The sequence below is a fragment of the Listeria cornellensis FSL F6-0969 genome (assembly GCF_000525855.1).
Taxonomy (GTDB): domain Bacteria; phylum Bacillota; class Bacilli; order Lactobacillales; family Listeriaceae; genus Listeria_A; species Listeria_A cornellensis.
On sequence record NZ_AODE01000054.1, the window covers coordinates 1 to 6,585 of the forward strand.

At 39.0% G+C, this 6,585-nt stretch carries 5 protein-coding genes and 2 pseudogenes; 1 reads left to right on the forward strand and 6 read right to left on the reverse strand.

The features are described from left to right. The first annotated feature begins 22 nt into the window (after positions 1-22). Entirely contained in the window at positions 23-634 is a 612-nt protein-coding gene (locus tag PCORN_RS16500) for a BspA family leucine-rich repeat surface protein (RefSeq protein ID WP_036082601.1), read from the forward strand. Between the two features lie 447 nt (positions 635-1,081). Here the strand turns inward: PCORN_RS16500 and PCORN_RS20575 are convergent, their stop codons facing one another. The 6 genes and pseudogenes from PCORN_RS20575 to PCORN_RS16525 form a co-directional block, all read right to left on the reverse strand. Further along, positions 1,082-1,468: a tyrosine-type recombinase/integrase gene (locus PCORN_RS20575; protein WP_241433229.1), complete on the reverse strand. Its 387-nt coding sequence runs from the start codon at positions 1,466-1,468 to the stop codon at positions 1,082-1,084. Then, positions 1,443-1,688: a site-specific integrase gene (locus PCORN_RS20580; protein ID WP_241433230.1), complete on the reverse strand. Its 246-nt coding sequence runs from the start codon at positions 1,686-1,688 to the stop codon at positions 1,443-1,445. The genes PCORN_RS20575 and PCORN_RS20580 overlap by 26 nt, the downstream gene beginning before the upstream one ends. A gap of 54 nt (positions 1,689-1,742) precedes the next feature. Next, positions 1,743-2,522: an AAA family ATPase gene (locus PCORN_RS16510; protein WP_036082603.1), complete on the reverse strand. Its 780-nt coding sequence runs from the start codon at positions 2,520-2,522 to the stop codon at positions 1,743-1,745. Further along, positions 2,515-3,957 (reverse strand): annotated as a pseudogene (locus PCORN_RS21450) (transposase). The gene PCORN_RS16510 and the pseudogene PCORN_RS21450 overlap by 8 nt, the downstream one beginning before the upstream one ends. A 46-nt stretch (positions 3,958-4,003) precedes the next feature. Next, a pseudogene (locus PCORN_RS16520) lies at positions 4,004-4,549 on the reverse strand (recombinase family protein); the annotation flags it as partial. A 253-nt stretch (positions 4,550-4,802) separates the two neighbouring features. Continuing rightward, positions 4,803-6,585: BspA family leucine-rich repeat surface protein (locus PCORN_RS16525; RefSeq protein ID WP_149024407.1), on the reverse strand; the 1,783-nt coding region annotated here is incomplete at its 5' end.

Here is a 6,585-nt window from a genome sequence, read left to right on the forward strand (position 1 = left end):
TCAAACGTGACCACTATGAACTATGTATGTTTTAGTGGAGCAAGGTGGACTGACGAGTGTGGATGTAGGAAGCTGGGATACCTCAAACGTGACCACTATGTCTAGGATGTTTTCTGGAGCAAGTGGACTGACGAGTGTGGATGTAAGAAGTTGGGATACCTCGAAGGTGACCGATATGTCTTGGATGTTTTATGGAGCAAGTGGACTGACAAGCGTGGATGTAGGAAGCTGGGATACCTCAAACGTGACCACTATGTCTAGGATGTTTTCCGATGCAAGAGGACTGACGAGTGTGGATGTAGGAAGTTGGGATATCTCAAACGTGATCACTATGACTAGTATGTTTTATGGAGCAAGTGGACTGACGAGTGTGGATGTAAGAAGTTGGGATACCTCGAAGGTTACCAGTATGACTTATATGTTTGTCGATGCTACATCATTAGATAGCTTGAAGTTAGGTGTTAAATTTAGATTTAAAGATAGTACAGGTCTAATGGAAAAGAACGCAGTACCCTATACAGGAAAATGGAAGAACGCGCAAGATGAAACAGTATCATATGGCTCTACCGCGGGATTTGTAAAGGGATATGATGGTTCGAAACCAGGAACGTATGTTAGAGAGAAAATAAAATAAATGGAGAGGGAGGGTGTATGTTCGAAAAGAGCATGCACCTTTTTCTGGTCCATTTTAGGTAACTCGATCCGATGAAAGTCACGAGCGTAGTCAAATAGAGAAACATCTCAAAAATGAATGTTTATGAGATGGTTTATTTCTTCTTTCTATGTTTAGCAAAAGTGTGTGTTAGTGTTTCAAAATATTGCTCAAAAACGATAGCTCTTTAATCACTATTTAGGATATCGGATAGAAGAAACGTATACTGTGTTAAATAAGTATGTTTTGTTTTACAGAATGCCGAAAACGAGTATCACATAATAGCATTGTGTGATACTGGTGGAAATCGCCCAACACTTTGGGCGTATCATTTTTAATTTTATTTTGCAGGATTTTAAGAGATAATTTGCACTAAAAGTGGAGAACCTGTCATGTTAAAAGGCCTCCACTTTTTTTTATCTACGCTTACTACAATCCAGGACTGTGTATAGGCTGTCCCTTATCCTCTTGTGCAATACCGATATACTGGCATGTAATCGTGGTTGAGGAATGATTCAGAATATCTTGGATTAATTGAATGTCTGTTCCATTTTTATAAAGATGGTATCCAAACGTTTTCCGCATACTGTGTGGCCCGATGTTTTTTAAACCTGCTTTCGTTGCAGCTTCTGATATAATCGACCAAACTTGATGCCTACTGATTGCGCGCTCTCCACCATTATGCATCCGGCTAATAAAAATATAATGATCCAAGTCTCCTACTTCATACCACGTTGGATGCTGATCCTGCATAAAAGCCAGAATATCTCGTTGCATTTTCTTTGTTAAGTTAATATAAATTTTTTTTCCCAGCATCTGTTTCTTTCATCATTATCTGCGCTTTTGCATGTACTTTATTTTGGTTTACTTCCAATAAGTTGGAAAACTTCAGTGCAGTCAAATCTGAAATCAAATAGGCAGTATTGATACCTAGGGTAAATAACAACAGATTCCGTTGTCCATATTCCCCCATAGCCAAAATATGTTTTATGAGATCTATTTTTTCCACATCTTTAATCGGGTCTACTTCATTCACATAAAACGCCTTCTTTCAAGGCTTTGCCCAAGCTTTTTTACAATGCCTGTTTAGTTATCCTATAACTAAGCTATCTCTTGCTGTTTCAACCACATCAACACTAATTTCCTGTAATTGATTAATCTCCATGACTCTTTCTATTTGAGTGAATAGCCGGTGGATTAAACGAAAGTTTCCGTTGGTAATCTTCAATATTAGATTCATCGCTTCGTAATTGGAGAAATCAGCTAATTGTAAGCCTAGCCCAAGTTCTTCCCATTTATAATGGAGAATATGTTCCGCTTCTATTTTATCCATTTTTTTATATTCATGGGCAAAACCAATACGCGAATATAGCTGTGGATATCTGGATAGTCGCTTTTCAATACCAGGCATACCGATTAGAATTAAGGGAACATTTTGCCGATCATATAGATCGCGTATTTGCTCTAAATGAGCCATCTTTAAACGGTCAACCTCATCGATAATGATTAAATCTACCCCATCGTCCCATTCATAAAAAGCTTCACGAGCCATGTAAGTGATTCTATAGCCTATCTTTTTAATGTCCTTTGTTATCTGGTTAACGCCAAGCGTAGGTGCTGTTATAAAAATGGTGTGCTTTTCTTTCGCCAATTCGGCAGTCAACTCATCTGTTACTTCATATTTTCTGTCGAATTCACAAAAAGCTGGATAAAGCCTGTCCCAATCTGCGTAATGACGAGCTGCTTGTGTTTTCCCAACACCTGGTAAACCGTGACAAATCCCAATATATTTATACTTCTTACAAGCATCACAGAATTCCTCAAACTGTTTATATGCTTTGGTTTCTATATACTGCTGTTCTCTATTCATGAATATACCTCTTCAATTTTGACGTTGAACTAACAGGCGTTAATTCCTCCGTGCGTTGGCTCAATTGAATAGCTTCTTCACTGACTGTTTTATGGAACTGTAATTCTTGTTTCAATGCAGTACTTAGTTTCCTTCGGGCTTTAGCAATATCATCCATACTTACTTTATAACTCGAAATTTCATCTGCGATGGCAGAACAGAGAAACTGATCTTGATAGAATACCTTTATCTCTGCTAAATCACGTGGATTGTACCGAATAATGACGGACTCATTGACATATGCCGCTAAATTAGTGTTCATGTATTTCAAACCTTGAAAGTAAATACCATCGGAGTGCACTTTTCTAGTCTTAGCAACATGCAGTAACAGTAAATCCAGATCCTCCATATTTTCTGGTAGGTTTGGTAAAAACTGTCCTTCGTTCCATAAAGCAAGGGGCGTTTCTTTAATCGTAGCATGCACTTTTTGATGATAGACTTCCGTGATAAAATGCTCTATCTTCGAATCTAACTCCTGATAGGTCAACAGATGCTGCTGTTGACGGGCAGGAATATATCCAGGCAACTCTTGTAAAAGCATCTGATTGACAGTGAGAAAAAAAACGCTCAATTTTACCTCTACCTCGAGGGACACCTACTTTTGAGAATAGAAGATTCATCCTCAAATCAATCGCGACTTGTTCCATATGCTTTGACACAAAATCAGAACCATGATCTGTATAAAATTTTTCAGGGACTCCATTGATAGCCCATTGCTTCTTCTCTTTAGGTTTTATGGCTTGATAAAGCGCCAATGCTGTCTGTATAGAAGATGGCGCTTTCAAAGAAAGGTAATACCCTGCGATAGATCGACTATAGTCATCCATAATAATGGTTAACCACGGACGTCCTTTTTTATTAGGGCCCATGGCTACTACAATATCTAATAGCGTGTGATCAGCTTGCCAAATTTCATTAGGATGAGAAGCTTCTCTCCTGTATACTATATCGTATTTATTTTGATAACTTTTCATACCATCATGGGCTAGTTTTTTTCAAACGGGGGGACAAATTTTTTACTAATAGCATACACCTGGTGATAACTAGGCGCAGCAAAATTATTCAGGCCACAAAAAGTACACATTTCTCGATGAATAGAAGCGATGCTTCTTTTTTTATGCTGCAGCAGTAGTTTTGTCGTTTGTTCCTTTACTTCACGAGCGACTCGTATGCTTCCTTTATCTTTTCTAGGTTCTCTTAGTAGTCCCTTTAAGCCATCCATTCGGTATTGACTAATCCAATACCAAATGGTGCGCTCAGATAGTCCCGTTTCTTCTATTATATGCTTGCATGTTTTTTCATGAAGTAAGTAGGGTTCAATCACTTTGTATCTATAGACTGCTAGTTCTCTTATTTGTTCTGGATAAGCGGTAAGTGGAATTTTGTATTTATTCACAACAACGCCTCCTAATAGCTCATACTTAAGAAAGTGATTCCGTATTGACGTATCTGTAAAGTGTAGCTCTACTAATCCCTGTCATTTCAACGATTTCTTTTACACTATATTCTTCTGATCGATATAAGTTAAGCGCTCTAGTGATTTCTTTAGAGGCGACTCGGGGCCTTCCTCCTTTCCTGCCACGTGCTCGAGCACTTTTTAAACCCTCTTTGGTTCTTTCCACAATTAGATCGCGTTCAAATTGGCTGAAGGCTTGAAAGACCGTCATCATTAGTTTTCCTTGTGGTGTTGTCGTATCGAAATTTTCTTTCACACTGATCAATTTGATGGTTCGTTCTTCGAAGTATGTAACCAATTCTATCAAATCTTTTGTACTTCTTCCTAATCTGGAAAAACTTTCAACAACCACAATATCCCCAGGGCGCAATTTATCCTTTAATCGATTTAACTCCGGTCTATCCGATTTTGTACCTGTTATTTTTTCTGTCAATATTTCATTACATTCATATTTTTCTAATAAATCAATTTGTCGATTCAATTCTTGCTGTTTTGTACTAACACGTGCGTAACCATAAATATAAGGATTCATAAAATAACCACCTTTTCATTAAAATTATACCATAAAGGGTGGTTAAAGAGCTATAGTTTTTGAGCAATATTTTGAGACGCTAAAACATGTACTTTTGCTAAAAATGATGGGAAGAAATAAACTATCTCATAAACATTCGTTTTTGAGATGTTTCTCTATTTTACTACGCTCGTGACTTTCATCTGATGGAGTTACCTATGATGGACAAGCAGAAAGTGCATGCTCTTTTCGAACATACACCCTCCCTCTCCATTTATTTTAATTTCTCTCTAATATACGTTCCTGGTTTCAAGCCATCATACCCCGTTACAAACTCCGCCGTAGAGCCGTATAAAGCCGCTTCATCTTGCGTGTTCTTCCATTTCCCTGTATAGGGTGTTACGTTCTTTTCCATTAGACCTGCACTACCTTTAAATTTAAATTTAGCACCTAACTTCAAGGTATCTAATGCTGTAGCATCGGAAAACATCCTAGACATATTGGTCACCTTGGAGGTATCCCACCTGCTTACATCTAGAGATTCCAAACTGCTTGCTCCAGAAAACATATCATACATAACGGTCACGTTTGAGGTATCCCAACTTCCCACATCCACGCTCGTCAGTCCGCTTGCACCGAAAAACATCCTAGACATATTGGTCACCTTGGAGGTATCCCACCTGCTTATTTCAAGGGTTTTCAGACTAGCTTTACTACCCCATATAAAAAACATCCCAAACATATTGGTCACCTCGGAGGTATCCCAGTCTCCTATCTCTAGCGATTTCAAACTTTTTGTATCCCCAAACATGTCAGCCATATCTTTTACGTTCGAGGTATCCCAGTTTCCTAGGTCTAGCGATGTCAAGAACGCTGCTCCGAAGAACATTTCACTCATATCGGTCACGCTCGATGTATTCCATTTTTCTATATTTAGCCAGCGCAAGCCGCCTATTTCGAGCCCAAAAAACATCCCAGACATATCAGTCACCTTCGAGGTATCCCACTGTCCTATGTCAAGTGACTCCAAGCACGTTGTCTGATAAAACATCTGAGACATGTCAGTCACCTTCGAGGTATCCCACCGTCCTATGTCAAGCGACTCCAAGAAACTTGACTCGAGGAACATCCGAGACATATCAGTCACACTTGATGTATCCCAGTTTCCTATATCTGGTCTTTTAATGTCTGCGTTACTAAACATCCCAGACATATCAATCACTTTCGAGGTATCCCAGTTTCCTATATCTAGTGGCCCCAAGCGATGTGAACTTGAAAACATATCAGACATATCGGTCACATTCGAAGTATCCCAACCTCCTAGATCTAGTAATCTCAATCCATCCAATCCACCAAACATCCCAGACATATTGGTCACGTTGGAGGTATCTAATAATACTAGTCCCTGAATTGTTTGAATCTCACTCAAACCAGAAAATAATTCCTGGGACTGTTGATTTCCCATGACTGGTTTTGTGAATTTTATGTTTTGAATCGTCATCCCCTTTAATCTTTTATCTTTTTGTATACTTAGAATATTAGTATCACTGTTTGAGGTGGGGAATGAGCCACTACCAAACGTTAATGTTCGGCTGGATACTTCCCATGTCCACGGCACAGTTCCATATATTCCTCTAATAAGTTCCTCTTTTACAATCGTTGTGGCAGATACAACATATTTCCCATTCACACGTAGCGCCACTTCAATGACATCATTCTGTTGAAGCTTCCCAATGGTATAGCTAAAATCCCCCGTTTCATCCGATGTAATGATGTCTTTCACGACTCCGTTCAGACTCACACGAATCAAATTATTAAATAGGGTGGTCTTCCCCTTGATAATTGTGTGGGTTTCTTCTATTTCTTGTAGTGTGATAGCAGGAACGATTCCATTATCTACCACGGTCACTTCTTTCGCGCCAGTGTATGCGCCATTTATTTTCATCTCCGCTTTCACCACGTCGCCCGCTACTAATGTACTATTATTATAGGTGAAATCGCCTTGCTCATCCGTCGTTAAGGTCGTTTTCGCCACCCCGTTTACACTCATACGATCG